Annotated in this window: 24 protein-coding genes; 12 read left to right on the top strand and 12 right to left on the bottom strand. The window is 65.0% G+C overall.

The features are described 5' to 3' along the window. Positions 1-138: 138 nt before the first annotated feature. The 4 genes from SMA01S_RS16465 to SMA01S_RS16480 all read right to left on the bottom strand — a co-directional run bounded on the left by SMA01S_RS16465 (position 139) and on the right by SMA01S_RS16480 (position 4,835). Positions 139-990, bottom strand: a complete 852-nt coding sequence (locus tag SMA01S_RS16465) for an AraC family transcriptional regulator (RefSeq protein WP_245649311.1) — start codon at positions 988-990, stop codon at positions 139-141. 157 nt (positions 991-1,147) lie between these two features. Next, positions 1,148-2,506, bottom strand: a complete 1,359-nt coding sequence (locus SMA01S_RS16470; protein ID WP_066824811.1) for a DUF3443 family protein — start codon at positions 2,504-2,506, stop codon at positions 1,148-1,150. Further along, on the bottom strand, positions 2,503-2,982 hold the full coding sequence (locus SMA01S_RS24260) for a DUF2844 domain-containing protein (protein WP_169804257.1): 480 nt from the start codon (positions 2,980-2,982) through the stop codon (positions 2,503-2,505). The genes SMA01S_RS16470 and SMA01S_RS24260 overlap by 4 nt, the downstream gene beginning before the upstream one ends. A gap of 161 nt (positions 2,983-3,143) precedes the next feature. After that, on the bottom strand, positions 3,144-4,835 hold the full coding sequence (locus SMA01S_RS16480; RefSeq protein ID WP_066824817.1) for a M28 family peptidase: 1,692 nt from the start codon (positions 4,833-4,835) through the stop codon (positions 3,144-3,146). A gap of 202 nt (positions 4,836-5,037) precedes the next feature. Between SMA01S_RS16480 and SMA01S_RS16485 the strand changes: the two genes are divergently transcribed. From SMA01S_RS16485 to SMA01S_RS16505, 5 genes are all read left to right on the top strand, one after another. Further along, entirely contained in the window at positions 5,038-5,703 is a 666-nt protein-coding gene (locus tag SMA01S_RS16485) for a DUF6975 family protein (protein ID WP_066824819.1), read from the top strand. Between the two features lie 66 nt (positions 5,704-5,769). After that, positions 5,770-6,627, top strand: coding sequence for an AAA family ATPase (locus tag SMA01S_RS16490; protein WP_066824975.1), 858 nt, complete (start codon positions 5,770-5,772; stop codon positions 6,625-6,627). A 124-nt stretch (positions 6,628-6,751) separates the two neighbouring features. Next, a complete protein-coding gene (locus SMA01S_RS16495) occupies positions 6,752-7,627 on the top strand; it encodes a DUF817 domain-containing protein (protein WP_066824822.1) in 876 nt (291 codons plus the stop codon). A gap of 50 nt (positions 7,628-7,677) precedes the next feature. Beyond that, entirely contained in the window at positions 7,678-8,247 is a 570-nt protein-coding gene (locus SMA01S_RS16500; RefSeq protein WP_066824824.1) for a CHAP domain-containing protein, read from the top strand. Positions 8,248-8,274: 27 nt separating this feature from the next. After that, positions 8,275-9,453, top strand: a complete 1,179-nt coding sequence (locus tag SMA01S_RS16505) for a vWA domain-containing protein (protein ID WP_066824826.1) — start codon at positions 8,275-8,277, stop codon at positions 9,451-9,453. Positions 9,454-9,480: 27 nt separating this feature from the next. On the opposite strand, the gene SMA01S_RS24640 is transcribed toward SMA01S_RS16505, so the two are convergent. From SMA01S_RS24640 to SMA01S_RS16515, 3 genes are all read right to left on the bottom strand, one after another. Beyond that, a complete protein-coding gene (locus tag SMA01S_RS24640; RefSeq protein WP_218016915.1) occupies positions 9,481-9,693 on the bottom strand; it encodes a hypothetical protein in 213 nt (70 codons plus the stop codon). Positions 9,694-9,765: 72 nt separating this feature from the next. Further along, positions 9,766-10,962, bottom strand: a complete 1,197-nt coding sequence (locus SMA01S_RS16510) for an exo-beta-N-acetylmuramidase NamZ family protein (protein ID WP_066824830.1) — start codon at positions 10,960-10,962, stop codon at positions 9,766-9,768. After that, positions 10,959-11,483: a DOMON-like domain-containing protein gene (locus SMA01S_RS16515; protein WP_066824833.1), complete on the bottom strand. Its 525-nt coding sequence runs from the start codon at positions 11,481-11,483 to the stop codon at positions 10,959-10,961. The genes SMA01S_RS16510 and SMA01S_RS16515 overlap by 4 nt, the downstream gene beginning before the upstream one ends. A gap of 98 nt (positions 11,484-11,581) precedes the next feature. Between SMA01S_RS16515 and rimO the strand changes: the two genes are divergently transcribed. Together rimO and SMA01S_RS16525 are read left to right on the top strand one after the other, a co-directional pair. Then, positions 11,582-12,910, top strand: a complete 1,329-nt coding sequence (rimO, locus tag SMA01S_RS16520; protein ID WP_066824836.1) for a 30S ribosomal protein S12 methylthiotransferase RimO — start codon at positions 11,582-11,584, stop codon at positions 12,908-12,910. 62 nt (positions 12,911-12,972) lie between these two features. Continuing rightward, complete coding sequence (locus SMA01S_RS16525) at positions 12,973-13,974, top strand: hypothetical protein (protein ID WP_066824838.1); 1,002 nt, start codon at positions 12,973-12,975, stop codon at positions 13,972-13,974. Here SMA01S_RS16525 and SMA01S_RS16530 read toward each other — a convergent pair. Then, positions 13,971-14,813 carry a LysR family transcriptional regulator gene (locus SMA01S_RS16530; protein WP_066824841.1) on the bottom strand — a complete coding sequence of 281 codons (843 nt, stop codon included), beginning with the start codon at positions 14,811-14,813 and terminating at the stop codon, positions 13,971-13,973. The two genes, SMA01S_RS16525 and SMA01S_RS16530, sit on opposite strands and share 4 nt — an antisense overlap. Positions 14,814-14,898: 85 nt before the next feature. Between SMA01S_RS16530 and SMA01S_RS16535 the strand changes: the two genes are divergently transcribed. Genes SMA01S_RS16535 through SMA01S_RS16545 form a run of 3 tightly spaced genes read left to right on the top strand, consistent with a single transcriptional unit; the run spans position 14,899 to position 18,468 of the window. Next, positions 14,899-15,558 carry a hypothetical protein gene (locus tag SMA01S_RS16535; RefSeq protein WP_066824845.1) on the top strand — a complete coding sequence of 220 codons (660 nt, stop codon included), beginning with the start codon at positions 14,899-14,901 and terminating at the stop codon, positions 15,556-15,558. A 59-nt stretch (positions 15,559-15,617) separates the two neighbouring features. Continuing rightward, on the top strand, positions 15,618-17,021 hold the full coding sequence (locus tag SMA01S_RS16540) for a serine hydrolase domain-containing protein (RefSeq protein ID WP_066824848.1): 1,404 nt from the start codon (positions 15,618-15,620) through the stop codon (positions 17,019-17,021). Positions 17,022-17,067: 46 nt separating this feature from the next. Then, positions 17,068-18,468: a leucyl aminopeptidase family protein gene (locus tag SMA01S_RS16545; protein ID WP_066824851.1), complete on the top strand. Its 1,401-nt coding sequence runs from the start codon at positions 17,068-17,070 to the stop codon at positions 18,466-18,468. Between the two features lie 50 nt (positions 18,469-18,518). On the opposite strand, the gene SMA01S_RS16550 is transcribed toward SMA01S_RS16545, so the two are convergent. The 3 genes from SMA01S_RS16550 to tpiA all read right to left on the bottom strand — a co-directional run bounded on the left by SMA01S_RS16550 (position 18,519) and on the right by tpiA (position 20,524). Further along, positions 18,519-19,154, bottom strand: a complete 636-nt coding sequence (locus tag SMA01S_RS16550; protein WP_066824852.1) for a DUF937 domain-containing protein — start codon at positions 19,152-19,154, stop codon at positions 18,519-18,521. Positions 19,155-19,217: 63 nt separating this feature from the next. Next, positions 19,218-19,775, bottom strand: coding sequence for a cupin domain-containing protein (locus SMA01S_RS16555; RefSeq protein WP_066824854.1), 558 nt, complete (start codon positions 19,773-19,775; stop codon positions 19,218-19,220). Beyond that, the gene (gene tpiA, locus SMA01S_RS16560) at positions 19,772-20,524 is read right to left on the bottom strand and encodes a triose-phosphate isomerase (RefSeq protein ID WP_066824856.1); all 753 of its coding nucleotides are present in this window, start codon (positions 20,522-20,524) and stop codon (positions 19,772-19,774) included. The genes SMA01S_RS16555 and tpiA overlap by 4 nt, the downstream gene beginning before the upstream one ends. 170 nt (positions 20,525-20,694) lie before the next feature. Between tpiA and SMA01S_RS16565 the strand changes: the two genes are divergently transcribed. Further along, complete coding sequence (locus SMA01S_RS16565; protein ID WP_066824858.1) at positions 20,695-22,671, top strand: peptidylprolyl isomerase; 1,977 nt, start codon at positions 20,695-20,697, stop codon at positions 22,669-22,671. Positions 22,672-22,675: 4 nt separating this feature from the next. Further along, positions 22,676-24,184 carry an anthranilate synthase component I family protein gene (locus SMA01S_RS16570; protein WP_066824978.1) on the top strand — a complete coding sequence of 503 codons (1,509 nt, stop codon included), beginning with the start codon at positions 22,676-22,678 and terminating at the stop codon, positions 24,182-24,184. A 3-nt stretch (positions 24,185-24,187) separates the two neighbouring features. Here the strand turns inward: SMA01S_RS16570 and SMA01S_RS16575 are convergent, their stop codons facing one another. Continuing rightward, a complete protein-coding gene (locus SMA01S_RS16575; protein WP_066824860.1) occupies positions 24,188-24,610 on the bottom strand; it encodes a hypothetical protein in 423 nt (140 codons plus the stop codon). Positions 24,611-24,623: the final 13 nt, after the last annotated feature.

Genomic DNA, 24,623 nt, shown 5'->3' on the forward strand with positions numbered 1-24,623 from the left:
AGCGGCGGGAGGGTGAGGGTCTTCTTTCTTCTTCGGCTTTCCTTGCTCGGAAGAAGAAAGAAGACCCTCACCCAACCCTCTCCCGTAAACGGGAGAGGGCTTCTATTGACGCTACCACCAAGCCCGCAGCCGACCGCACTATTTCAACGGCAGGAACAGTTCGGCGACCGCGTCATGGACCGGCTCCTCCGGGGAGAAGGTAAGATACCGCCGGCAATAAATCGGGAAATCGCGCACTTCCTCGCCGCTCGCCGGTAGCCAGTCACGATAGAGAAAGAGCGCAGCTGGCTCCATATTGTTGCTGGCACCAACCACGCGCAACACCGCGCAGCGTCCCCCGGGGATCACGCCGGCCTTCATCCCCTCTTCGTTCGCCGCGATCGGCTGGTCGGTTCCGACACACAGGTCCATGCTGTAATCGGCGGCGACCGCGGGGGTTCGCTCGGACCGGAAGACGTTGATGGTCGGGCTGGTCGCGGGCGACAGGCCAGCGGCCTTGCGCCAGGCGATGAACCGCTGGATCGTATCACCCAGCGTCGCCCGGTCGCCCCTATGCTCCATGATCGCCACCGGCATCGGCGGCACATCGCGGATCGTCACGTCGTCATGGGTAAATGCATGTTGCATGAGCTTGCTCCTCGCATTGTCGAGAGGCCCGAAGGCCGCAAGCCACGGTTCCCAGTCGGGAGATTTCCGGAAGGACGACGGCGATTGCCCGAACCGCTGCCGAAAGGCCCGGGCAAAAGCATCGGGCGCGTCGTAACCGGCGTCCATCGCGATGTCCGTGACGCTGTGGGCGGTGCAATGGGCTAGCTGGTGCGACGCTCGCTTCATGCGGGCAAGCTGGACATAACGGTGCACGGACAGTTCGAACGTCGCCGTGAACTGCCGGTGGAAATGGAATTTCGAGAAAGCCGCGACGCGGCTTACCGTTTCCAGATCGAGATCATCGTCGAGATGCTGGTCGATATAATCCAGCACTCGCTGCATCCGGTCCCGATAATTCCGAAGCGCCGCCTTCATCGTCTTCCTCCGTGGCGGCGCCAGCTAGTCGCTCATGGCGATGGCCTGCTCGACCGATCTTGCGGTTCGAATGGATCGATCGCTGATGCGCAACCAGCCCACATTGTCGCGATCGCGCCCGCTTTCAGAATGCCACGTACGGTCCGCCAACGCCCCCGGCGGGTCGGCCCTCGATCGCAGTGAACACCGTCCGTCCGAAGAAGAACGGCACCCCGAAATCGAAGCTGTTGGCGAACGGCAAGGGCGGCGTGACGAGCGTCGGGTTGACGCCGAGCCCCGGTGCGACGGTCGACGAGCCGGACACGTTCAACGGGCTGTACAGCTCGAACGCCCCACTGGCCGTCACGCCGTTGGTCGCCGTCAGCAAAGGCGAGAGCGGCGTCGCCATTGGCGGGCAATAGAAGGCGATCAGGCTGGCGTCGGTACGGGGGTTCAGGCTGGTATCGATGAAATAATAATCGTTGCTGCCGCTATCGAGAAAGCTCTGTGTCAGCTGCTTGCCATTGTAGGTCGCGGTGAGCGATCCCGGCCCTAGCCGGCTGGTCGACGTCGTCACCGGCAGTATATTGGCCGCGCTCAGGCTGTTATCGGCCTGCGTGCCGATGCCGAACGTGACGGTGCCGGTCAGCGACGTCACGCCGGGCTGCGCCACCGCCGGCAGCGACACGATCGTTCCGTTATTGTCGGTGGCGAAGGCCGCGACCGGATTGGGCAATTGCTGGAAGGGTGCGGCGGCGTTGGCGGCGCGGGCGATGATGCTGCTGCAGCCGGTGCTCGGGCAATCGTAATAGATCGCACCCGAGGAACCGCCATTTACCGTGCAGAAGCTGCCGCAATCGGTGGTCGTCGTACCGACGCCGATGATCCCGTTGGCGCCGAAATCCTGCACCGTCTGAATCGCGGTGCCGCCGCCCGAGGAGCAGCTCGAGGGCACGGTAGCGAAGGTGCCGCTGTCGCCGATCGCCTGGAACGGCATGTTTGCGACCTTCTCCCCCGCGATCGAGAAGTCGGCGGTCCGCACCGATCCGAACGCATAGGAATTCACATATTGATAGCATTCGCCGACCGGATTGTTCGACGCGTCGCTCTCGGTCGGCAGCGCGGCGAGCAGGCCTGCGTTCAGCACGGGCTTGATGATGCGCAAGCCGACCGAGCCGGTGTCGAGAATGACATGGTCGATCGTCTGGCAATTGATGGTCGAACCCGGCGCACAGAGGGTGACCGACACATAGGGCTCGTTGAAGGCGGTATAGGCGCCGGCCCCGGTATTGAGCGCGGCCGGCCCCGCATCCAGTGTGATTGTGGCCGTGTTGGCCGTGGGGGTCGGTGTCGGCGTGGGGGTCGGCGTTGGCGTTGGTGTCGGGGCGGGGGTTGGCGTCGGCGCGGGCGCGGCGATCGGCGCCGAGGAGCCGGTACCGCCGCCGCCACACCCGGCGAGCGCCAATGCGATCATCAGCCCGCCGAGGTGCTTGCGAACGTTCATGGTTGCGCCGCCAGATCGTCAATCGAGAATCCGGCGGGCGCCAGCGAAGGGATGTACGCCACGCCGTGGAACCAGCCCATATGGCCGCCGGCCTGGATCTGAAGGTCGCGCTGCGCGACTTGTGGGGGACGGCGCAGCGAGTGCATCTGTCGCGCGGTTGCGACGCTGTTCGCCTGGAAGGTCGAGAAATAGGGTCCGAGCAGGGTCCTGAGATCGGGCTTGCCCGGTCCGGACCAGGTTACCGCGAAGACCGTGCCGGCAGCGTTGGTGAACTCACGCACCGAGCCGCCGTTCGGGCGCTTCAGGTCGTGGCGCATGTAGCGACCCATCGCGACCGAGTTCATGCTGACGGCCATCCGCCCGCGGTCAGCGGTAACGCTGGAAACCGAACCCCCGAGCTTCGCCGATGCGGCAGTGGAGAGAAATAAGCAGCTTGCCGCGAAGCCAAGAACACCAGCGCGATGGATCAGAGACACGGTCGAGCAACCCTCCAAACGCAACCCACGACCGCTGCACGCTTTCGAATTCGCCGCGACGGATTGCCAGCCTATTCCTCGCCGGTTGCAAGTCAACGCCGTTTGGACGGCAAGAGATTGACGATCGCCGAACGAAAAACGCTTCTACCTTTTTCGCCCGCCTACTTCTTCGTGTCGTTATACGTCGCAGCGCTTGGCGCCACAGGATCGAGCAAGACCCACAAGGCGATCCCCGTCGCCACGACAAGCAATGCGCTTGCCACCATCAGCGCGCGCCGCGATGCGGGCATCAGCGGCAGGAGCAGCACCGCGCTGATCGCCAGCGGGATCGCGGCGACCATCGGCATGCCCGGGCCGACCGCCTGAAGCAGGAAGAACGCGAAGCCGAGCATATAGCCGACGCCGAGCATCGCGGCGACGATCGTCGCGGCGATCCCGACGCTCCTTCCCGCGTAACGATCGATCGCCAGCGCAACGCCGCCGAGCATCAACGGTATCGCGAAAGGATAGGACGCGGTCGGCGCGGCAACCTGCATGACAACGCCCAGCACCAGCAACGGGATCGCCGCGCCGGCGATGCTCCCGACTCGCGACGGCAGCCAGCGGCGGATCGTCAGGAAGGCGGCGAGGCAGACGAGCAATGCCTGGATCTGGAGCCGGGGAATTGCCGCAAGCCGGTCATAATAATTGACCTTGCCCCAGCCGCCCGAAATCCCGTTGACGATGTAGAGTCCCGCCATCGCGACGACAATCAGCGCGAGCAGCATGCCCGCTCCTTTCGCGACCTCACCAACCGTCGCGCGGCGCCACGTCGCCGCGGCGTAGCTCAACGCGCCGAGCACCAGGAACAGCCAGCCCAACGCCGCTGGATAGCTGACGAAGGCCAGACCATAAGCATCGAAGAACGTGCGATCGGCCGCCCTGCCCGGCAGCGTCGGCGCGTCGGCCAGCGCGCGCGTCAAATCGAGCGTCTGGCGTCCCATGTCCTGCAGCGCACCCTGATCGAGCGCCTCCGGAGTCGCCAGCGGCGAATGATACAGGCCCGCGCGGCCGATGAACGCGAAGTTGAACCCGGGATAGCCGAGTTTCTTGGCCACCGTCAGGTCGGTCGAATTGGGCAGTTTCTTGTAGATGAACACGCTGAGCGAGGTGGAAACCGGCCGGCGTACGGCTCTGCCGAATAGGTCCATCATCGCGCCATTGTCGCTGCCGGTCTCGAACATCGTCGCCCGGCCGCCGCCGCCGCGGGTCTCCAGGTTGACGATCACACCGATATGCGCGCGGCGCGGATCGGTGGCGAAAAACGCATTTGCGCCCTCCAGCCCCAGTTCCTCGCCATCGGTCAGCAGCACCATCAGGTCGCGGCGCGGCTGCCCGCCTGCCTTGATCGCGCGAATCGTCTCCAGCACCGACGCCAGGCCCGCGCCATCATCGGCTGCGGCCGGCGATCCCCACACGCTGTCGTGATGCGCCATCAGCAGGACGGCGGGTTGCGTGCGATCGCGCCCGGGCAGAATCGCCACGATATTGGTGAGCGGCGGTGCCGGCTCGATCGTCTTGCGCCAGCCGTCGAGGCGCTTCTTGGCCTGCGGACTCATCGTTCCCGTTGCCGTCGCAACCTCGAGCCCCAGGCCCTTGAGCCGCGCGATCAGATAGGCGCGGACCCGCGCGTCCTGGACGCTGCCGGTCGGATGCGGCGCACGGCCGACCACGCGTATGTCCGCCATGGCGCGCACCGCCGAGAAATCCGTTGCCGGAGCATCGGCGGACACCGGACCTGGCGGTGTCGTCGCCACGATCGCCAGGATTACAGCACCGGCCAGGGCGATCAGCGCCGCCCACCATCTCGTCATGGCATCCTCCCCCGTATCGATGCGGTAGCTACAGGCGACCGGCGAGACCGGCAAGAATGCGCGCCGACCAGGGGTTGCGCCGAAGCGCCCCGCTCGTGCGGCGGTTGTGACATACTTAAGAGCGCGTAAACCGCGTCTTTACGTGGTTCGGTATAACCCTTTGCCCCAGAGTGCGCGGAGCCACATTGGGCATTGGGGAACCATGTCAGTCGAAACACTATCATTTGATCGCCGCGGTGGCGGGTGGAGCGTGCTTGCCGCGCTCGCCGATGCCGATGGCAGCGCACGCCACCCGTTCATCCGCGCGATGTGCGCGCCGGGCGCCGCGACGCGCGACCTCGCCGATGCGATCCACTTGCTCTGCGCGCTGCACGGACGTCATCCTGGGGTGATCGACCATGCGTTCGGGCATCGGTCCAGCCAGACCGCCGAGCCGTGGCTCGAAGCCGCGGCCGAAGCATTTGCCGATGAACGCGCCTGGCTTGCACGGCTGACCGCGGCGGCGGGACCGATCCCCTCCACGCCCGGCCAGGCCGAATCGGAAGCCGCCGTCAACGCGCAGCGCCACGCGCTCGACATGCTGGCTCAGTCCGACCGCGCCGGGTGCGCGGTGGGCGCCTCGATTGCCCTGGTGCTCGACTGGCATGCGGTGCGTGCGCTGATGAGTGCCGCCGCCGACCGCGCCGGGTTCGCGCCGCTGCCGTCCAATCTGCCGATCGACGCCGAGACGCAGACGATTGCCGTGACGCTGGCCGCCGAGGCGCCGGTCGAGCGCGCGATGAGCTTTGGCGCGCAACAGCTGCTCGCGCAGCATCGCGCGCTATGGGACCTGGCCGAAGCCCGCAAGAGCGCGCGCGACCGGAGCTGAGCTTGCGTTTTCCCTTTGGGCAGTTCTAAGCAAACCCGAGTTTCGAAAAATTCGGGGACAGTAATGATTCGCTTCGAGGGCACCCAAAGCTATGTCGCGACCGAGGACCTGAAGGTCGCGGTCAATGCGGCGGTGACGCTTCGTCGTCCGTTGCTGGTCAAGGGTGAGCCCGGCACCGGCAAAACCGTCCTGGCCTATGAGATCGCCAAGGCGGTCAATGCGCCGCTGATCGAGTGGAACGTCAAGTCGACCACCAAGGCGCAGCAGGGCCTGTACGAATATGACGCGGTCGCCCGTCTGCGCGACGGCCAGTTAGGCGACGAGCGCGTCCACGACATCTCGAACTATATCCGCAAGGGGAAGCTTTGGGAGGCATTCACCATGCCTCAGGTGCCCGTCCTGCTGATCGACGAGATCGACAAGGCCGATATCGAATTCCCCAACGACCTGCTCCAGGAACTCGATCGCATGGAATTCCATGTCTACGAGACCAAGGAGACGGTGCGCGCGGCCGAACGGCCGATCGTCGTCATCACCTCGAATAACGAGAAGGAATTGCCCGACGCGTTCCTGCGCCGCTGTTTCTTCCACTATATCAAATTCCCCGACCGCGACACGATGCAGGCGATCGTCGACGTGCACTTCCCCGGCATCCAGAAGATCCTGGTGTCGAAGGCGATGGACATCTTTTACGACGTCCGCGACGTCCCCGGTCTCAAGAAGAAGCCGTCGACCAGCGAATTGCTCGATTGGCTGAAGCTGTTGCTGCATGAGGACATGCCGCTCGAAGTGCTGCAGAACCGCGACCCGACCAAGGCAATCCCGCCGCTCCACGGCGCGCTGCTCAAGAACGAGCAGGACGTGATGCTGTTCGAACGGCTGGCGTTCATGGCCAAGCGCCAGCAAGGCGGCGGTCCGCGCTGACGGCGGCGGCGGCCCTACAGGCTCGCTACGAACGCAAGCGGTGGCCAATCAAATAGCCTCACCCCAGCGCAAGCTGGGGTCTCAAGCCTCTTGAGATGCCGGCTCACGCTGGCATGACGTGCCGATGACCGACACCTCCTCGCCGCGTGGCGCCACGCGCTTTGCCCGCGTCCGCGCGCGGCTGGAAGCAGTGCAACCGACTAGCGGGTGGCGATCGTGGGTCTACGAATTCCTGCTTTTCGGGTTCAAGCAAGGCTGGGCGTGCCTGTTCGGCGCGCTGATGCTCGGGTTATTGCTCGGCACGCATTTTCTATATCCCGAACATGCCTGGCTCGCCCGCAACGACTTCCTGACACTCGCAGCAGTCGCGATTCAGATCGGCATGCTCGCGTTCCGGCTGGAGAATTGGGAGGAGGCGAAAATCATCCTCGCCTTCCACGTCACCGGCACGATCATGGAGCAGTTCAAAACGCGCGCCGGGTCGTGGAATTATGACGTGGGGGGCGTGCTCCATATCGGCCTCGTACCGCTTTATTCCGGCTTCATGTACGCCGCGGTTGGCAGCTATATCGCGCGCATCTGGCGGATCTTCGGCATCCACATGACACATTGGCCTTCGCGCTGGCAGCTTATCGCGCTCGCTACCGCGATCTACGTCAACTTCTTCGCGCACCATTGGCTGCCCGACATACGCTGGCCGCTGTTCGCCGTTATCGTGCTGATGTTCTGGCGGTCGCGCTTCTTTTTCACGCCCTTCCGCCACGAACGCTGGATGCCGATCCTGCTTGGCTTTTTCCTCGTGGCGCTGTTCATCTGGTTTGCCGAGAATATCGGGACCTTCGCCCATGCCTGGTCATATCCCAATCAGCGCCATGGCTGGGCGATGGTGAGCCCCGCCAAACTCGGCTCCTGGTATCTGTTGATGATCATCTCGGTCGTGATGGTCTCGCTGATCCATCATGACGATCGACAAATGAGTTTACAGTCACCAGCTAATTAACCCCATCCGCCAACTATCCGGTCAGCCTACTCTCCCTATGGCGGTCGGGCATGAGGAGATACCCCCCCCATCTCCGCGTGCTGGCGGCTGCTCTTGCCCTGTTGGCGGGCGTAGCCGCCCCAGCGCGCGCCGGAACATTGCTCGACTATGTCGGGCAGTGCGTGCCGTTCGCACGAGCGGCATCCGGCATCCAGATCTATGGCGATGCCTGGACCTGGTGGGATCAGGCCGAGGGTCGATATCGCCGCGGCCAGACCCCGCGCGCTGGAGCGGTCGTCGTCTTCCGCAAGACCGCGCGCTTGCCGCTCGGCCATGTCGCGGTGATCAGCCGCGTGGTCGACAACCGGGTGGCGATGGTCACCCATGCCAATTGGTCGCGGATGAACGGCGAGCGCGGCCATGCCGAACAGGACGTCACGCTGACCGACGTCAGCCCCGACAACGACTGGAGTGAAGTGCGCGTCTGGTATCGCGACGCCGAGGGGCTCGGATCGACCAGCTTTCCGCTCTACGGTTTCATCTATCCCGTCGCGACCGACGGTGGAAAAGTGAAGGCGGCGCCGGAGTTGACCGGCCGCGATCCCGATTATGTGGGTGCGCTGATCGACGCCTATCGCTGATCATTTGGGTGCGTTAAGAGCGTACCCATGTTTCTGAACTTCCTCGACGAGCTTCGCGCCGCCGGCATTCCCGCGAGCATGAAGGAGCATCTCATCCTGCTCGAGGCGCTCGACAAGAACGTGATCGATCGCACGCCTGAGGATTTCTATTATCTGAGCCGCGCGGTCTACGTGAAGGATGAAGGCCTGCTCGATCGCTTCGACCAGGTCTTTGCCAAGGTCTTCAAGGGCATCGCGACGACCTATGGCGCCCAGCCGGCGGAGATTCCCGCCGATTGGCTGAAAGCGATCGCCGAGAAATATCTGTCGCCCGAGGAAATGGAGCAGATCAAGTCACTCGGCTCATGGGACGAGATCATGGAGACGCTGAAGAAGCGTCTGGAAGAACAGGAAAAGCGCCACCAGGGCGGCAACAAGTGGATCGGCACCGGCGGCACCAGTCCCTATGGCAATTCGGGCTATAATCCCGAGGGCGTGCGGATCGGCGGCGAGTCCAAGCATGGCCGCGCGGTCAAGGTGTGGGACCAGCGCGAGTTCAAGAATCTCGACAGCACGCGCGAACTCGGCACGCGCAACATCAAGATCGCGCTCCGCCGCCTGCGCCGCTTCGCACGCGAGGGCTCGGCTGATGAACTCGATCTCGATGCGACGATCGAGGGCACCGCGCGCCAGGGCTGGCTCGACATCCATATGCGGCCCGAGCGGCACAATGCGGTCAAATTACTGCTGTTTCTCGACGTTGGCGGGTCGATGGACCCTTGGGTCAAGCTTTGCGAGGAATTGTTCTCGGCGGCGACGTCAGAGTTCAAGAACATGGAGTTCTTCTACTTTCACAACTGCCCGTATGAGGGTGTGTGGAAGGACAATCGCCGCCGCTTCACCGAGCGCACGCCAATGTGGGATGTGCTCCACAAATTCGGTCACGATTACAAATTGGTGATCGTCGGCGACGGGTCGATGAGCCCGTACGAGATTACCCATCCCGGCGGCTCGGTCGAGCATTTCAACGAGGAATCCGGCGCGGTGTGGATGCACCGTCTGACCAACACCTACCCAGCGGCGGTGTGGCTCAACCCGATCAAGGAAGAGCAATGGGGCTATTCGCAATCGATCAAGATCGTGCGCGAGCTGATGAACGATCGCATGTACCCGCTGACGCTCGCGGGGTTGGACGATGCGATGCGTGAACTGACGCGCAAAAGGTGAGGGTCGAACCCTAGAAGAATTCGAGCTTCAGCACGCTTCGAGCTGCGTGAGTTTTTCCTGGAACTTCTCGGCGAGCTCAAGCCGTCGTGCGCGCGCTTCCGCGGTCACGGCGTTCTTCGCGGCGATGCGCTCCTGTGCAACCCGGCGCGCGTAAAAACGAATATCTGATTCCATAGGTGCGACCCCGATCCCCGCGATTCGGTTATCCACAGACCATGTCATGCTGATGACTCGATGCACCCGTTTTGGGATCAAAGGGGAGCGACTCGCGATAGAATGCGGTTTTCGCGTCGTTTTCGACCAATCCAGCGGTCAATAGAGCAGATACGGCCGCCGGACCTCGGCCCAAACCGCCTCATCGGGAACGGTCAGCGAATCGAGATCGCCCGGCAGAGCCGCCCCATCATCGACCCATTCTCGCAGATCCGGGCCGCCGTTGATGACGTCGATCGCCAGTTTGTCGAAGACATATTCATACGCGAAATCGCGCCACAGATCGTAATCGCCGTAGAGCGCGCGGATCGCCTTGAACGCCAGCGCTTGAAGCCGCCACGGGCGAAACGCCTCATGGTCATAGGCGGCACCCTCGGCATGGATGAACACGCCGTTGCACAAGCGCCCGACATGTTTGTGGAAAGTCGGCTGGAACCAGAGATCGCGGAGCGTGCAGCCGGTCAGCCATTGCGGCGCGATCCGGCGCATTTCGGCGATGACCGCGCGCGCGTCGATATCGGGCGCGCCGAACAATTCGAGCGGTCGCGTCGTCCCTCGCCCTTCGCTCAAATTCGTGCCTTCGAGCATCACCGTCCCGGCATAAGCGCGCGCCATATTGACGTTGGCGGCATTAGGGCTGGGATTGATCCAGGGGCGTTCGGGCGGCCAGCCGAAGCCAGGCGCCGCATCGGGCTGCCAGCCCTCCATCGCGATCACGCGATAGTCGACGTCGAGCTTGTAATGATCGATGAACCAATGGCCCATCTCGCCCAGCGTCATGCCGTGCCGCATCGGCATCGGTCCCGCGCCGACAAAGCTTTCCCAACCGGGACGAAGGGTGAGTCCCTCGACCGGGCGGCCCGCCGGATTGGGTCGATCGAGCACCCACACCGATTTGCCGTGCTCTGCCGCCGCTTCGAGCACGTAGAGCAGGGTCGTGACGAAAGTGTAGATGCGGCAGCCGACGTCCTGAAGATCGATCAGGATCGTATCGAACGTGCCCATCGACTGACCGGTCGGCCTCCGGACTTCGCCATACAGGCTGAACACCGGCATGCCGTAGGTCGGATCGGTGAAGTCGGGCGACTCCATCATATTGTCCTGCAGGTCGCCGCGCACGCCATGCTGCGGGCCGAACACCGCGGAGACATTGAGCCCCGTCGCAACCAGTGCGTCGATCGAATGCGTCAGGTCCGCGGTGACCGAGGCGGGGTGCGCGAGCAACGCGACACGCTTGCCCTCGAGCGGTTTCCGCAGGTCTGGCTCGCTCAGGAGCCGGTCGATACCGAATTTCATGCGCGATCAGGTGCCGGGAGCCGCGCGACAAAGCAATCCGCGTTGTGGAAATCGGGCGGTCCGGCGGGGTGTTCGAGCGCCCAGAAGCTTTTCGACCCGTCGACCGCCTCGACCACGACCGTCAGCCCGAGCCGCCAGTCGGCGTCGGCGATCTCGCCCAGTTCGATCCTGGCGGTGAGCACCGGCGATTGCCACGACAGACTGGGAACCTCCGCAGCGTTGCGCATGCCCATGCGGTGCCCGTTGAACTGATAGGTCGCCCAGCGTCCCGACGGGGAAAGGTTGAGCTCAGTATAGGCTGCCTCCCCCGCCGGTTGGACGAATGCTTCGAAACAGGTGTGTTTCCACAATTCATCGGTCCGCGCGGACGCCATCGGTTCGGGCCAAAGCACACGGTCGAGCGCGCCTTCGACCGAATAGCGCAATGACAGGCGGGCACCGTCACGGGCGATCGCGACGTTGATCGCGGTCAGCGCCGCGCTCTTGAAGTCGGGATGCGGCCGTAGCCAATAATCGGGCAAATCGCCCCCTCTCCCTCAATAGTGCATGACGGTGAAAGATAGGCGTACGGCCCTGCCCTGTTCAAGCGGCACCAAAACGCTTATGTGCGCGCGCAATCATGGCAACCAAACTTCCCGAACCGCCCCGCGTGGGTATGGTGTCCTTGGGCTGTCCCAAGAACCTGGTCGACAGCGAGCGCATCCTGACCAAGCTGCGGTCGGACGGCTATCAGCTGTCGCCCGATTATGCCGGCGCCGACGTCGTGCTGGTCAATACCTGCGGCTTCCTCGATTCCGCCAAGGAGGAGAGCCTCGAGGCGATTGGCGAGGCGATCGCCGAGAATGGCCGCGTCATCGTCACCGGCTGCATGGGCAAGGAAGCCGAGGTCATCCGCGACCGCTTCCCCTCCGTGCTGGCGATCACCGGCGCGCACGAATATGAGCAGGTCGTCGGCGCGGTGCACGATGCGGCGCCGATGCCGCCCAACGCCTTTCTCAACCTGGTGCCCGAAAGCGGGCTCAAGCTGACCCCGCGTCATTACAGCTATCTGAAGATTTCGGAGGGCTGCAACCATCGCTGCTCGTTCTGCATCATCCCGAGCTTGCGCGGCGACCTAGTCAGCCGCCGCCCCGACGCGATCCTGCGCGAGGCGGAGAAGCTGGTCGAGGCTGGCACGAAAGAGCTGCTGGTCATCAGCCAGGACACGTCGGCATACGGGGTCGACATCAAGCACCATCCGCGCATGTGGCATGGCCAGGAAGTCCGCGCGCACATGACCGACCTGGCACGTGAACTCGGCAAGATCGCGCCCTGGGTGCGGCTGCACTATGTCTATCCCTACCCCCATGTCGATCAGGTCATCCCGCTGATGGCCGAGGGACTGGTGCTTCCCTATCTCGACATTCCGTTCCAGCACGCCAGCCGCAACGTGCTCAAGCTGATGCGCCGCCCTGCCAATGAGGCAAAGGTGCTCGAGCGCATCAAGTCGTGGCGCACCATCGCGCCCGACATCGCGATCCGCTCGACCTTCGTCGTGGGCTTCCCCGGCGAGACCGAGGAGGATTTCGACTATCTGCTCGACTGGCTCGACGAGGCGCAGCTCGACCGCGTCGGCGCGTTCCGGTTCGAACCAGTCGAGGGCGCGGCGGCGAATGCCTTGCCAAACCATGTCCCCGAAGAGGTCAAGGAAGAGCGCTACGCCCGGATCATGGAGAAAACCGCGGCGATCAGCGCGGCCAAGCTCCAGGCCAAAATCGGCCGCACCTTGCCGGTGATCATCGACGCCGTGGACGAAGACGGCGGCGCCACCGGGCGCAGCCAGGCCGACGCGCCCGAGATCGATGGCGAGGTATTCCTGCGCGACGCCGGTCACTTGACGGTCGGCGATATCACGCCTGTGCTGATCGAAGACGCCGACGAGCACGATTTGTACGGCGTGCCAGCCTGATCTGTCCCGATCTCGGACAGCGCTATTGCCAGATGGGCCGCGCCACCTAACAGAGTGGCGTCATGAAGATGTGGGCGATCCTGGTGGGGCTGGTCGTGGCGCTGATCGCGCCCGCCGCATCGGCGCAAATCGTGTCGGCGCCGCTGCAGAAGATCGTCACCCCGGTCGACCCAATGGTAATGGCGACCGACGACTTCACACGTTTGGCCAATCCCGCGATCTGGGACGGTCTGTCGATCAATCGCATCGAATTCCGTGAGGATCGCGCCTTCTGGCGCCTCTATCGCATCGTCAACCTGCGCCATCCCGCCGGCCCGCTCTGGTTCGTGCCGCACGACAACGAGAATGCCGCGTTCCAGGCGGCGGTTTTCGCGGTGCGATCGTACGGTGGTGTGGTGATCGCGATCGAGGAAGCACGGTCGATCGACGGGCCGGACAGCCGGATGAACCCCGACGTCGCTTATGGCAGGTTGATCGACCCCAACCGCAACTTTCGCGACGACACGCCCAATTACGCCGCGACGATCCTCGCGGATTTGGGCGGTCCGCCGCGGCTTATCGTGGCTCTCCATACCAATGAGGCCGGTTACGACGCCTCGGAATCGACCTGCACGCCGCCCAATGCCGGCTATACCGGCAGGGGCGAAATCTCGGTACTGCTTTGCAGCGACCTCTATTCGCCGCGCCCTTCGATCCGCGCCGCCTGGCCGTATGATGATACCGACAGCGTCGCGATCATCTCCTATCTCGGCGACCGCAGCCCCGCGAGCAGCTATTGCGCGCGGCCTTTGTCGGATGCCGACATGAACATCATGTTCGAGCATGTCGTGACCAGCGACGGGTCGCTCTCCAACTACGCATTGTTCCGCGGCCTGCCTTACGTGAATCTGGAGACGCAGGATCGCGGCACCGACCCGATGGGGCTCGGCAATGCGCGGTCCCGGCTGCTCGCGATGATCGGCACGGTGATGGCCCGCTGCGCGCCTATCGAAGGCATCGCGCTGCGGCCGCCGGCGCCGCCAGTCCGTCCGCAAGCACCCGTCAAGCGCAAGAAGCGTCGTTAGGCGAGCAAGTCGCGAATCATCGCCGCCTCGGGCGAGGCCAGCGCTCCCCCAATTCCGCAGAGATACAGCGTGTTGGGCGCCCCTCCCGCCTTCGCGGGCTCGAGCTCAGCCGCGAGGCATGCATCGAGCGGCGCAATAGTCACCCCGCGCCCGGCGCGGACACTGATCAGCGCCTCTTCCAGTTCGGTGCAATGGTCGTGACGGATCAGCGACGCGGGCTGGCGGCCGAACACGCGGTCGAACCAATGGCCGAACACATAATCATATTCGTCATAGGTGACGAAGCGAAGCCGCTCGATCGCCTCGAGACTGCCGACGTCACCGATGGCGCCCACCAGCACCGCTTCTTCGCCCGCCAGCTCGACCGATTCGACCGGCACCGCCGTCACCGCGCGATAAGTGACGGCCAGGTCGATCTCCCCGGCCAGCAACGCCGCGAGCAGATCGTCGTGGGAGCCGGTGCGAAACAGGATCGGCCGCGCACCCGGCATTGTCGCGAACAGAGCCGGCGCGAGACGGTAGCGGCCGAACCCGGTTACCGCGCCGATCCTGAGCGGCGTGACGAACCCGTCGTCGCGATTGAGATAAACGCGTACCCGGTCGATCTCGTCGAGCGCGCGGCCGATCGTATCGAACAGCACCCTTCCCTGCGGCGTGAGTCGCAGCGCCCTCCCCGATCGCTCCATCAGCGTGACGCCGACATCACGCTCGAACCGGCGAAGGTCGGCATGGACCGCGGGCGCCGATTTGCCGATCGCCCGCGCCGCTGCGGCAATCCCGCCGGCGCGCGCGACCGCGTGGAATATGGCCGCCCGCCGCAGGTCCGCGCCCTCAAACATTCTGTCCTACCTAACGATTATCTCTGATCTTTCGAATTACGGAATTACCGGCGCAAGTCTACACCGCGAGAGAAGGAGAAATCCGATGCTCGTCCGACTGTTGCTCGCCTGCCTGCCGATCGTCGTTCCGGCCGTTGCGGCCGCGCAATCGGGCGGCACCGCGCATCTCTATGCTTACACGGTGAAGGACCGAGCCGCGTTCGAAGCCGGCTATCGTCAGCATCTGCGCTGGCATGCGGCTCATGCCGACAAGCTCGCCTGGTTCGCCTGGTATGTGACGAACGGCGATCGCGCGGGCGCCTTTGTCGACGGGACGTTCGGGACGACGCCCGACGGCCTTGCGGGTCGTCCCGATCCCAAGGGGGATGGTGCCGACTTCCGCGCCAATGCAGGGCCCTATGTCTCCGCGATCGGCGACGAAGGTTGGGAATTGTGGCGCGAGGCGAGCCGCGCGACGCCGCTCGAACAGCGACGACCGAGGGCATATCTCCACGTCTATGCGATCGCTGCGGATGAAATAGCCACGTTCGAGGCCGGCATCGCCGCTCGGCCGTTGCGAGGCGCGACCTGGTATCGTGGCCTCGACGGAGCACCGGGACGCTATCTACTGATGCTCCCCGCGAGTTCGCCCGGCGCTCCGCCAGCTCTGTCGCTGAGCGGCGGCTCGGTGCGCACGCTCCGCGCCGAAACCTGGCACTACGCCCCCCGCCTGGCGCTCATGCCCGGCGTACCGCTAGCGCGCTGATTGCGCGCTGCGAACGGCGGCCTATAGCGAGCGGGCCACTCTTTCGGAGCGACCCGCCGATGCGCTTTCTGCCGCTTGCCTTGCTTCTCGTCGCCACCCCTGCCCTCGCGCAGGATCTGACCCCAGCCGAAACCGCCAAGGTCGATTCGATCGTGACCGACACCCTGGCGCGCAACGGCGTGCCCTCGGCGTCGGTCGCGATCGTGCGCGACGGCAAGATCGTGTTCGCCAAGGCCTATGGCAAACAGTCTGAGACAATCGCGACACCGCGCGCCGATGCACCCTATCAGATCGCCTCGGTCTCCAAGCAATTCACCGCCGCCGCCATCCTGCTGCTCAAGGATGAGGGCAAATTGAGCCTGGACGACAATGTCGCCAAATGGGTGCCCGGCATCACCGATGGCGACAAGATCACCATCCGGCAGTTGCTCAGCCACACGTCGGGCCTGCAGGATTATTGGCCGCAGGACTACAGCTTCGCGGCGATGGAAAAGCCGGTCACACCGCAGCAGATCATCGATCGCTGGGCAAAGAAGCCGCTCGATTTCGCGCCGGGCACGCAATGGCAATATTCGAACACCGGCTATGTCGTCGCCGGGATGATCGTCGAAAAGGCGGCGGGCAAGCCGCTGCTCGCCTATCTGCAGGAGAAGGTGTTCAAGCCGCTGGGCATGAAGGTGATCGACCAGGATCTGGCGGTCGGCAAGGGCTTTCCGCAAGGCTATCATCGCTACGCGCTCGGTCCCGTGCGGGTAGAGAAGCCTGCGGCGCGCGGCTGGCTGTTCGCGGCGGGCGAACTCGCCATGTCGGCCAGCAACCTCGCCAAATGGGATATCGCCCGGCTCAACCGCAGCGTGATGCCGGCTGATGACTGGCAGACGCAGGAGACGCCGATCCTGCTGACCAATGGCAAGTCGACCAATTACGGCCTGGGGGTCTTCACGGGCACCGCCAAGGGACATCGCTACGTCGAACATACCGGCGAAGCGGTCGGCTTCCTGTCCGAGAACATCGTCTATCCGGACGACAAGGCTGCCGTCGTCGTGCTGGTCAATTCGGACTTTTCCGATGCCTTTACCGGCATTGCGAGCCAGATTTCCGAGCTGATCCTGCCGCCTGCCACCGGGGCCGCGGCGCCCGGCGACGCCGAAACGGCGAAGACCGCGCAGGCGCGCGCGATCTTCGACCAGTTGCGGACGGGCAAGCTCGATCGCGCGACGATGACCGAGGATGCCAATTACTATTTCGATGGCACCGCGATCGGCGACTATCGCGACAGCCTGGCCAAGCTCGGCGACCCGGCATCGTTCACCCTGACGCGGCCCGCGCGACTGCGCGGCGGGTTCGTCAACCGCAACTACACCGTCACCTATGCGAACGGCACCAAGCTGGCCGTGGTGACCTATGCCGAACCCGATGGTGCCGGGCGCTACGAACAGTTCATCGTGATGCCGGCCGAGTGACCGACGCTCTCTACCAAATAATCCGCTTATCCGACGAGACAATCGCATGACCGACTTCGCCGCCCTTCTCCAGCCTGATCGCGGGCAATCCGCGCGCGCGATCGAGGTCGTCCATCCCGACGGGTTCGCCGACTGGTTGGCCACGCAACCGCCGCGTGTGCGGGCGATGGTCGCCGCCGCCCGTGTGACCGGCAAGGCCGGCAACAAGGCGATCCTTCCTGGTGATGGCGCCGAAGACTGGTCGGTGCTGCACGTCTGCGACGAAGCCGCCAGTTCGCCATGGCGCATCGCGTCGCAACCCGATTTCCTGCCCGAGGGCATGTACAGGTTGAAGAGCGGGGATCTCGGCACGGCAGGCCTGGGCTGGCTGCTCGCGCAGCATCGCTTCGAACGCTACACCAAGCCGGACAAGAATGGCGGCCCGCGCGTGCTGCTGACCAACGATCCGGCCGGGATCGACGAGACCGTCAGGCTGGCGCAAGCGACCGCGTTGGTCCGCGACATGGTCAATCTCGGCTCGTCCGACATGGGCCCGGCCGAACTCGAAGCCGAGGCGGAGAAGCTCGCCAAGACGTTCGACGCGACGCTGACGGTCACGCGCGGCGATGCGCTGGCGACAGGCTATCCGATGATCGACGCGGTCGGCCGTGCCGCCGCGAAGCATCGCGCGCCGCGGCTGATCGAGATCGAATGGGGCAATCCCAAACATCCGCGCGTCGCATTGCTCGGCAAGGGCGTCTGTTTCGATTCGGGAGGCCTGGACATCAAGCCGGCGAGCGGCATGCGGCTGATGAAAAAGGATATGGGCGGCGCCGCGCACGCGTTGGCCCTCGCCCATCTGATCATGGGGGCGCGCTTGCCGATCCGGCTGCATGTGCTGATCCCCGCGGTCGAGAATGCTATTTCGGCTGACGCCTTCCGCCCGGGTGATGTGCTCAAGACGCGCAAGGGACTGACGGTCGAGAACACCAATACCGACGCCGAAGGGCGGCTGGTGCTGGGCGACGCGCTGACCAAAGCGGGCGAAGGTGCCGATGGGACCAAGGCCGAACTGGTGATCGATTACGCCACGCTGACCGGCGCGGCGCGGGTCGCGCTCGGCCCCGATCTGCCCGCGACCTTCGTCAGCGACGAAGCGCTCGCCGCCGATCTGATCGAGGCGGGCACGACGGTCCACGACCCGTTGTGGCGGCTGCCGTTATGGGATGGCTATGACGATTATCTGAAGTCTGACATCGCCGATCTGATCAACGCGCCCGACAATGGCTATGCCGGCGCGGTCACCGCCGCCTTGTTCCTGCGCCGTTTTGCGCCCGAGGGCGTGCCCTGGGCGCATCTCGACACCTTCGCCTGGCGCCCCAATGCCAAGCCGGGACGACCCAAGGGTGGCGATGCCCTGGGCTTGCGCGCCGCCTGGGCGATGCTGCGGAAACGCTACGGCGGCTGAGCCTCCTCTTCTACGCCGGGAAGCGTATTTTGCGAAGCCCGTCGAGTTCTTCAGGCCGACCGACCGCCGCCGCGCACCATCCCCAGGATATCGTCGAGCGGGTTGCCGTCGTGATTGGCGTCGAGCATCGATGCCAGCCCGCCGAGACTGCCGAAGATGCCACCTGCCGGCCCCGCTGCGGGTACCGCTGCCGGTGCGGCAGGAGCCGCACTCACGCCGCCGCCTGCGATCATCGACGTCAGCACGCTCGCGGCGATTCCGCCCATCATGCCGCCGCCCATCTTCTTCGATACCTGTTGCGCGACCAGGCCTGCGACGATCGGCAGCATCGCCTTCATGATCGTGTCGCTGATCCCGGTCTGCGCCGAGGCGGCGGTGGCGACCGAGCGGCTGACATCCTTCGACCCGAAAATCTGACCAAGCACGGCGTTGCCGGCATCGGTGTCGGTCGCCGGCGATGTGGTCGTGCCGGCAATGTCGGCAACGGAACCGAGACCGCCGCCTTGCTCGACCTTCTTCAATCCCCCGAGGACCGCCGGCAGCAACGCGCCGACCGCGGCATTGGCCTGATCGGGCGTCAGTCCGAACTGCTGCGCGAGCGCGCCGACATCGACTTGCGGCGTCGCGCCGGCATCACCGCCAGTTGCGCCGGTCGCCTGCTGTAAAAGCTGTCCGAGAATATCCATCGCCGCGACTCCTGAAGAGGAAGGCCAAGCTGCTAGTTCGATTCCGACGCAAACCGACCGCGATCAGGCGGCGGCCGAGCGTACCGCGTCGATCAACACGAAAGCAATGCGCGCGAGGTGGTCCGACCTGTTTTCCCACCCATGCGGCGTCCCGCGTTGAATCAGGATGTCGCCCGCGCGCAAGATCGTCTCGTCGTGGTCCATTACCGCGACGATCTCGCCTTCCAGCACGATCGCGTAATCCACGGTATCGGTCGTGTGCATGCTCGCCGAGCGCTCGCTGCCTTCGTGGTGATCGGCATCGGGGTAGAGCGCGGCGAACACCGCCTTGACCATCGCCGCGCGTTCTTGCGGCGTCGCGTCGCCGATGGGCGGGAAGTCGATCACGCGCAGGACGGTGCCGCGGCTCGGCGGCAGTACGCCACGGTGCTCGGCGATGTCGTCCGGCGCCTCGATCGCGCCGGGCGCTGCATGCGTGCGCCACATATTCGTGCTGCGATAGGTCGAGCCCGGCAGAACGAACTCGGCCGGACTAACGCCATCCTCGGCAATGTATGACCGGCCCTCTGCGTCGATCGCGGTGACGACGCGGCGCGGGGCTGGCAGCGGCGTGTCGGTCATGCGGCCAGCGCCTTGGCTGCCTGGATGATCGGGACGAACTTGTCCGCCGTCAGGCTGGCGCCCCCGACCAGCGCGCCGTCGACATTCTCGACCGCCAGGATTTCGGCGGCGTTCGCTCCGGTCACCGATCCGCCGTAAAGAATCCGCACGTCGATCGCGGTGTCGCCGATCATCTGATGCAGCTTGGCGCGCGCGATCGCGTGCATCGCCGCGATTTCCTCCATCGTCGGGGTGCGGCCCGTGCCGATCGCCCAACGCGGTTCATAGGCAAGCGTCAGCCAGTCAGCACGAGCATCGTCGGGCAAGGATTTCTCGATCTGCGCCTGGACCACGCGTTCGGCCCGACCCGCATCACGCTCGGCCTGCGTCTCCCCGACGCACAGGATCACGGTCAGTCCATGACGATGCGCCGCCGACGATTTCATATAGGCGTCGTGGCTGGTCTCGTGCTGGTCGCCGCGGCGCTCGGAGTGGCCGACAATGGTGAAGACGGCGCCGGCTTCCTTGACCATTGGCGCTGAGATGCAGCCGGTATGCGCGCCGCTGTCGGCCTCGTGCACATCCTCTGCCCCGATCGCGAGCGACGGTACGCGTGCATGCGCCGGCGCGATCAGCGTCGCCGGAACGGCAACCGCCACGTCCACACCCGGCGCCGCAGCGGCGGCCGCCGCGATGCCGTCGAGCTCGGCGAGCGCCGCCAGGCTGCCGTTCATCTTCCAGTTGCCCGCGATCAGCTTGCGCCGTGTCATGTGTCCTCCCTTTTTTTCTCCGTCCCCGATAGCGGTCATGAGAGTGTGCGCAAGCGTCGTGCACCGGGTATCGCGCCACACGGGCTCCGCGCATGTGCTCGGGGCATTGCCGTAATCGAGCACGGACCCTAAAGCGTCGGCTCGTTTTTCAGGACCAACGATCGGGCCCCATGCTCACTTTCTTTCGCAAGATCATCTTTTCGCGCATCGGCGCGCTCGTCACGCTGATCGTCGTCGGCCTGATCGGCGTGGCGTTCGGGTTGGGCGACGTCACCGGCCTGAGGTCAAACTCGCTGGGCGGGCAGAGCGCCGCGACCGCCGCGACCGTGGGCAACGACACCGTCTCCGTCACCGATCTGCGCAATGCCACCGACGGCATGCTCAACATGTATCGCAATCAGGCACCGCAGCTCACCATGGCGGAATTCATCAGCCGCGGTGGGTTCGACGGCCCGCTCGAAAGCCGGCTGACCTCGATGGCGATGGAACAATTCGGCCACAGCCAGGGCATCCGCGTCGGCAAATCGTTGATCGATAACCAGATCGCGAACATTCCCGGTGTCCGGGGGCTCGACGGCAAGTTCGACAAGGACAATTACAATCGCCTGCTGGCGATGCTGAAGTCCAACGACCAGCAATTTCACGATCAAATGGGCCGCGACCTGATGACCCAGTTGATGCTCGGCCCGATCGCGGGGAACGCGACCGACAAGCTCAAGGGCCCGGCAGGCGTCGCGACCTCCTACGCCTCGATGCTGCTCGAAAAGCGCAACGGCACCGTGGCGTTCGTCGATACCAAGAAGATGCCCGCCGGCGCGCCGGTCACCGACGCCGAGGCGAACGCTTATTACACCCGCAACGTCGCGCGCTATACGATCCCGGAACGCCGCTCGGCACGCTACGCACTGATCACGCTCGACGAGCTCAAGAAGCGCGCAACCCCGACCGACGATGAGATCGCCAAGGCCTATCAGGCGCAAAAGGCGAAGTTCGACGCGGGCGAGAATCGTTCGCTCAAGCAGGTCGTGCTGCAGGACCAGAAAGCCGCCACCGACCTCGCCGCGAAAGTCCGCGGCGGCACCGCCATCGAAGCCGCGGCCAAGGCGCTCGGGCTCGAGGCAGCGGCGATCAACGACGTCAACAAGACCGCTTATGCCGGCCAGGCAACGCCCGCATTGGCCGATCAGGTGTTCGGCGCCGCGCAGGGTGCGGTGATCGGTCCGGTCAAGACGCCGCTCGGCTGGGTGGTCGCGCATCTCGACAAGATCACCAAGGTCGCGGGCAAGACGCTCGATCAAGCCAAGCCCGAGCTGACCAAGGAACTCACCGACCAGAAACTGGCAGTCATCGCGCAGACGCTGCGCGATCAGATCGAGGATGCGATCACCAATCGCCAGACGCTCGATCAGATCGCTGCCAAGCTCAACGTGACTGTCCAGACGACGACGCCGCTGACCGCCAACGGCACGGATCCGACTGCGGCGACGCCGGTCAAGCCCGATCCCAACCAGACGGCGCTCTATCAGCTCGCCTTCCAGTCCGAAGCCGATGACGACCCCCAGCTGGTGCCTTACGGCCAGGACGGGAGTTTCGCGGTGGCCAAGCTCGACAAGGTGATCCCGGCAGCGGCACGGCCGTTCGCGACGATTGCCGACCAGGTGAAGAAGGACGTCGTCATCGATCGCCAGGTCAAGGCGGCGCGTGACGTCGCCAACGCCATCACCGGCAAGGTCAACAAGGGCATTCCGCTCGCCCAGGCGATGGCCGAATCGGGTATCAAGCTCGATGCGACCAAGCCGATGTCGGCCAACCGCGCCCAGCTGTTCGCGACCAAGCAGCCGCCCGCCCCGCTCGTCTTGCTGTTCAGCAAGCCCAAGGGCAGCGCGTCGCTGGTCGAGGCGCCGTATAAGGGCGGCTGGTTCGTCATCGTCGTCGACTCGATCGAGAAGGGCAATGCCGCCGGCAATGCGCAATTGGTCGACAAGATGCGCGGCGATCTGGGTGCGAGCATGGGCGACGAATATCGCCAGCAATTCGCCCGCGCGGTGCGCGACAAGGTCGGCGTGAAGAAAAACGACGACGCGATCGCCGCGCTGCGCCGCGACCTGCTCGGTCAGGGCGGTGACGGCAGCGATCAGCCTCAGTAACGCGATGATCGAAGGAGCCGACGCCGCGCTGACCGCGCTCGCGGCCGGACGTCCGGCACTCGTCTGGCGGCGCCAGGTCGCGGATACCGAGACGCCGGTCGCCGCGGCACTGAAGTTGATCGAGCCGGAGCGCGGCGATTTCCTGCTCGAATCGGTCGAAGGCGGCGCGGTGCGCGGGCGTCACAGCCTGTTGGGACTCGCGCCCGATCTCGTGTTCCGGGCGCAGGGCGCGGACGCCATGATCAACCGTCATTGGCTGACCGATCGCACCGCGTTCGAGCCGTGCACTGAGCCCACGCTAACGGCGTTCCGGTCGCTCGTCGCTTCGTGCCGGATGGACGACGTTCCGCCCGAATTGCCGCGCGCGCTCGCCTGTCTGGTCGGCTATTTCGGCTATGAGACGGTCGGGTTGGTCGAGGATCTACCGCGCCCCGCGGATCCCGGCCTAGGCCTGCCCGACATGATCTTCGTGCGGCCGACGACAGTGCTGATCTTCGACCGGCTGGCCGATCAATTGTTTCTGGTTGCCCCGCTCTGGCCCGATAGCGGGCTCGCCCCCGAGGCAGCCCTGGCGCTGGCCGAAGAACGCATCGACGGCGTCGCCGCCAGGCTGGCAAGCGCCCCGATCCCGGCGGCGCCGCGCGGCGACCCGAGTGACATCGCACTGGCTCCGGTGCTGCCGGATGGCGCGTATCGCGAGATGGTGTTGAAGGCGAAGGACTATATCGCAGCCGGCGATATCTTTCAGGTCGTCCTGGCGCAGCGTTTCACTGCGCCCTTCGCGCTGCCGCCGATCGAGCTCTATCGCGCACTGCGGCGCGTAAACCCCTCGCCGTTCCTCTATTTCCTCGATTTGCCCGACTTCGCACTATCGGGCTCCAGCCCCGAGATCCTCGTGCGCGTGCGCGATGGCGAAGTGACGATCCGCCCGATCGCGGGCACCCGCCCACGCGGCAAATCGGCGACCGAGGACGAAGAGAATCGGCGTTCGCTGCTCGCCGACCCCAAGGAACGCGCCGAGCATCTGATGCTGCTCGATCTGGGCCGCAACGACGCCGGCCGCGTCGCCGCCCCCGGCTCGGTCAAAGTCACCGACAGCTATACGATCGAGATGTACAGCCATGTGATGCATATCGTCTCGAACGTGGTTGCCGAACTCGATGGCAGCAAGGACGCGATCGATGCGCTGTTCGCCGGGTTTCCCGCGGGGACGGTGTCAGGCGCGCCCAAGGTCCGCGCTTGCCAGGTCATCGCCGAACTGGAGCCCGAGGCGCGCGGCGCCTATGCCGGCGGGGTCGGCTATTTCTCGCCCGACGGATCGATGGATTCGTGCATCGTGTTGAGAACGGCGGTGGTCAAAGACGGCGTCATGCACGTCCAGGCCGGCGCCGGCATCGTTGCCGATAGCGATCCCGTCTACGAACAGCGCGAGTGCGAGGCGAAAGCGGGCGCACTGCTCGCCGCCGCCCGCGAAGCGATCGCCCGAGCGGGCGACGCTCGCTTTGGGCAATAGGCTTTACTGGTCGTCCGACTGACCGTTGGCCTTGGCGCGGCGCTCAGCCGCCCAGGCCCGCGCCGCCGAGCGCGCGCAGCCGGTCTGGCCGCCCGATCCCACTGGTGAGCAAGTATCGGGAAGCCCCGCAGCCTCTCGGCTGGTCTGTTCGTCGGCCGCGACGCGATTGACCCAGCTTTGCCGTGCGGGCGGGATCGGGCCGGCGCCGCGCAGTGCCTTCGGGATACGATAGGGATCGTCCACGGTCGTGCACACGACGATTTCGTCGCCAGTGGATGGCGGGCATTTCTGATCGGGCTCGACGATCACGGACCGGATTCGCTTGACGGGCTGTCCGGTATCGGTCTGCTTATCGGTCTTATCCTGTGCCATCGCACCGACGGGGACGGTCAGTAGAGCCAAAGCGGCAAACGCAGTGCGAATCATCGGTGCGACCTTT

The organism is Sphingomonas mali NBRC 15500, assembly GCF_001598415.1.
GTDB classification, from domain to species: Bacteria; Pseudomonadota; Alphaproteobacteria; order Sphingomonadales; family Sphingomonadaceae; genus Sphingomonas; species Sphingomonas mali.

What these genes read in the sequence shown, in the direction of transcription:
- SMA01S_RS16525 (WP_066824838.1), top strand. Translation starts at nt 12,973, where the DNA reads ATGAAGATGTGGGCGATCCTGGTGGGGCTGGTCGTGGCGCTGATCGCG.
- SMA01S_RS16505 (WP_066824826.1), top strand. Translation starts at nt 8,275, where the DNA reads ATGTTTCTGAACTTCCTCGACGAGCTTCGCGCCGCCGGCATTCCCGCG.
- SMA01S_RS16565 (WP_066824858.1), top strand. Translation starts at nt 20,695, where the DNA reads ATGCTCACTTTCTTTCGCAAGATCATCTTTTCGCGCATCGGCGCGCTC.
- SMA01S_RS16485 (WP_066824819.1), top strand. Translation starts at nt 5,038, where the DNA reads ATGTCAGTCGAAACACTATCATTTGATCGCCGCGGTGGCGGGTGGAGC.
- rimO (WP_066824836.1), top strand. Translation starts at nt 11,582, where the DNA reads ATGGCAACCAAACTTCCCGAACCGCCCCGCGTGGGTATGGTGTCCTTG.
- SMA01S_RS16555 (WP_066824854.1), bottom strand. Translation starts at nt 19,775, where the DNA reads ATGACCGACACGCCGCTGCCAGCCCCGCGCCGCGTCGTCACCGCGATC.
- SMA01S_RS16470 (WP_066824811.1), bottom strand. Translation starts at nt 2,506, where the DNA reads ATGAACGTTCGCAAGCACCTCGGCGGGCTGATGATCGCATTGGCGCTC.
- SMA01S_RS16535 (WP_066824845.1), top strand. Translation starts at nt 14,899, where the DNA reads ATGCTCGTCCGACTGTTGCTCGCCTGCCTGCCGATCGTCGTTCCGGCC.
- tpiA (WP_066824856.1), bottom strand. Translation starts at nt 20,524, where the DNA reads ATGACACGGCGCAAGCTGATCGCGGGCAACTGGAAGATGAACGGCAGC.
- SMA01S_RS16500 (WP_066824824.1), top strand. Translation starts at nt 7,678, where the DNA reads ATGAGGAGATACCCCCCCCATCTCCGCGTGCTGGCGGCTGCTCTTGCC.
- SMA01S_RS16575 (WP_066824860.1), bottom strand. Translation starts at nt 24,610, where the DNA reads ATGATTCGCACTGCGTTTGCCGCTTTGGCTCTACTGACCGTCCCCGTC.
- SMA01S_RS16550 (WP_066824852.1), bottom strand. Translation starts at nt 19,154, where the DNA reads ATGGATATTCTCGGACAGCTTTTACAGCAGGCGACCGGCGCAACTGGC.
- SMA01S_RS16480 (WP_066824817.1), bottom strand. Translation starts at nt 4,835, where the DNA reads ATGACGAGATGGTGGGCGGCGCTGATCGCCCTGGCCGGTGCTGTAATC.
- SMA01S_RS16465 (WP_245649311.1), bottom strand. Translation starts at nt 990, where the DNA reads ATGCAGCGAGTGCTGGATTATATCGACCAGCATCTCGACGATGATCTC.
- SMA01S_RS16495 (WP_066824822.1), top strand. Translation starts at nt 6,752, where the DNA reads ATGACCGACACCTCCTCGCCGCGTGGCGCCACGCGCTTTGCCCGCGTC.
- SMA01S_RS16530 (WP_066824841.1), bottom strand. Translation starts at nt 14,813, where the DNA reads ATGTTTGAGGGCGCGGACCTGCGGCGGGCGGCCATATTCCACGCGGTC.
- SMA01S_RS16570 (WP_066824978.1), top strand. Translation starts at nt 22,676, where the DNA reads ATGATCGAAGGAGCCGACGCCGCGCTGACCGCGCTCGCGGCCGGACGT.
- SMA01S_RS16540 (WP_066824848.1), top strand. Translation starts at nt 15,618, where the DNA reads ATGCGCTTTCTGCCGCTTGCCTTGCTTCTCGTCGCCACCCCTGCCCTC.
- SMA01S_RS16545 (WP_066824851.1), top strand. Translation starts at nt 17,068, where the DNA reads ATGACCGACTTCGCCGCCCTTCTCCAGCCTGATCGCGGGCAATCCGCG.
- SMA01S_RS16510 (WP_066824830.1), bottom strand. Translation starts at nt 10,962, where the DNA reads ATGAAATTCGGTATCGACCGGCTCCTGAGCGAGCCAGACCTGCGGAAA.